Source organism: Halorubrum sp. AJ67, from assembly GCF_000513435.1.
Genome location: NZ_CBVY010000007.1, coordinates 95,887 through 97,900 on the forward strand (window position 1 = coordinate 95,887; position 2,014 = coordinate 97,900).

General features: G+C 69.3%; 1 protein-coding gene and 1 pseudogene. One reads left to right on the forward strand and one right to left on the reverse strand.

Going from position 1 to position 2,014, the window contains the following annotated elements; translation table 11 throughout:
- The coding region (locus BN903_RS08150; protein WP_048077275.1) for a methyltransferase domain-containing protein at positions 1-1,411 on the reverse strand (1,411 nt) is incomplete at its 3' end.
- Between the two features lie 113 nt (positions 1,412-1,524).
- Here BN903_RS08150 and BN903_RS08155 point away from each other — a divergent pair.
- Positions 1,525-1,956 (forward strand): annotated as a pseudogene (locus BN903_RS08155) (formyltransferase family protein); the annotation flags it as partial.
- Between the last annotated feature and the right edge of the window lie 58 nt (positions 1,957-2,014).

A 2,014-nucleotide genomic window follows, 5' to 3' on the forward strand; every position in this document is an offset into this window, starting at 1 on the left:
GGAACGCGCCGTCGTCGCGCATCCGCTCGTCGACGGCGTCCGTCAGCACCCGCTCCGCGTTCTCGAGGTAGCTCGTCCGGCCGGTCACTTCGACGGCGCGGCAGAGCCCCCACAGCGCGTACATCTGGTTCTGATGGCGTCGAGTCGTCGGGTTGTCGAACGAGAAGCGACCGCTCGCGGTCTGCCGGTCGACGACCGCCCACATCGCGTCGTCGATGGCCTCGCGCACGCGGTTGGACGGGAAGTGCTCGTGCAGCCGCACCCAGCCGTAGAGCAGGAGGCAGTCCTCGGCGTGGTCGAAGTCGGCGTCGCGGGCGGTCTCAAATAGTCGCTCGGCGGCCGGTCGATAGGTGTGCTCGTCGAACACGGTCGCCGCGAGCGCGAACGCGTCGGTCAGCGGGCCGACGCCGTAGCTCGGCATCGCCGACTCGATCGTTCCGTCCTCCAGACGGGCGAGGAAGTACGAGAGCGCGCGTTCGATCCGCGAGTCGTGGGCGGTCGTGCCGAGCGCCGAGGCCCGCCACTGCATCGCGCCCATCAGGGCGAACGGGGCGTACCGCCACTCCACGTCGTCTTCCGGCGTCCACCGGAAGCCGGCACCGACGCCGTCCTCGTCGAACTCGTAGCGGAGCGCCCGCTGAAACGTGCCCTCCCGCTCGTTCCAGAAGCCGTTCTCGTCGGTCGGGCGGAACAGGGAATCGAGCGCGGCGTCGAGCGAGTCGGCGAACGGCATCGGCCGGAGTCCGAAGACCAGATACGACGCGGCGTCGAGCCAGTCCGTCGCCCCGAGCGCGGTCGTGGCCGTCCGGGCCGCGTCGACGAACTGGTCCTGATAGCGGTCCGGAAGCTCGTTGATCAGACCGTGAAGCCGGTAGGGGTACTGGAAGATCGGCTCGCGGTCGGCGACGCGCCACGTCGGCGACACCAGCTCAGTCGCCTCCTCGGGCGAGAAATACCGGAGTTTCGGCCAGTTGTGCCGCTCGTACGGCGACCGCTCGGTCGGCACCGAGACGACGGCCAGCCCGTCCCGAGAGACGACGCGACCGAGCTCGGCGGACAGCGCCGCCGTGTCGAGGAACTTCCAGTCGAACGGACCGATCGACACGGCCCCGTCGAAGGCGTCGTCGGGGAAGGGCAGCCGCGGCGACTCCGGGTCGGTGTGTTCGTACCGTTCCACGTCGTCGTCGAGGACCGAGCGCGCCCGGTCGCTCGCGGCCGGCGAAAAGTCCAGTCGCGTCACCTCGGCCGCGTCGACACCGGCGGTCACGTTCGCCTCGGAGGCGACGTCGAGCACGCGCTCGCGCCGTCCGAGGAGGTCCCACGCCGCCAGTCGCTCGGCGTCCCGGAGGTACTGGACGTTGGGCGGTGCCGACGGTTGGACGACCCACTTCGCTAAGAGCTCCTCGCGCATGCCCTGCGTTCCCGACAGTCGGATGGTAAGTATGTGTCCCCTTCCGACGGCGGTCGCCTCCGAGACCGGCGAAGGACGGGGATAACAATAGTCGGCCCGGCCGCGGAACGCCCATGGTATCGGTCGCGTTCTTCGGGAGTCATCCCCTCGGAATCGAGTGTCTCGACCGGCTCCACGCACATCCCGACGTCGACGTCGAACTCGTCGTCACCTACCCGCCGGACGAGACGCACTGGTGGGACGGCTCCGTCCGCGACAGGGCCGCGGCGCTCGGCTACCGGACGCTTCCCCTCGCGGACGAGCGGGACGTGCTGAACGTCCCCGTCGACTACCTGCTCAGCGTCTACTACCCGAACATTTTGGACGCGGAACTCCTCGATCACCCCCGCGAGGCCGCGCTCAACCTCCACCAGGCGGAGCTGCCGCGCTACCGCGGATCGAACGTCTTCACGCACTCGATCCTGAACGCGCGGCGAGACGACCACTGGCGACACGGGACGACGCTCCACGTCATGGTTGAGGCGGTCGACGAGGGGCCGATCGTCGAGCGCCGGTTCGTCGACATCACCGAAGCGGACACGGCCCGTCGCTGTACGAGAAGAC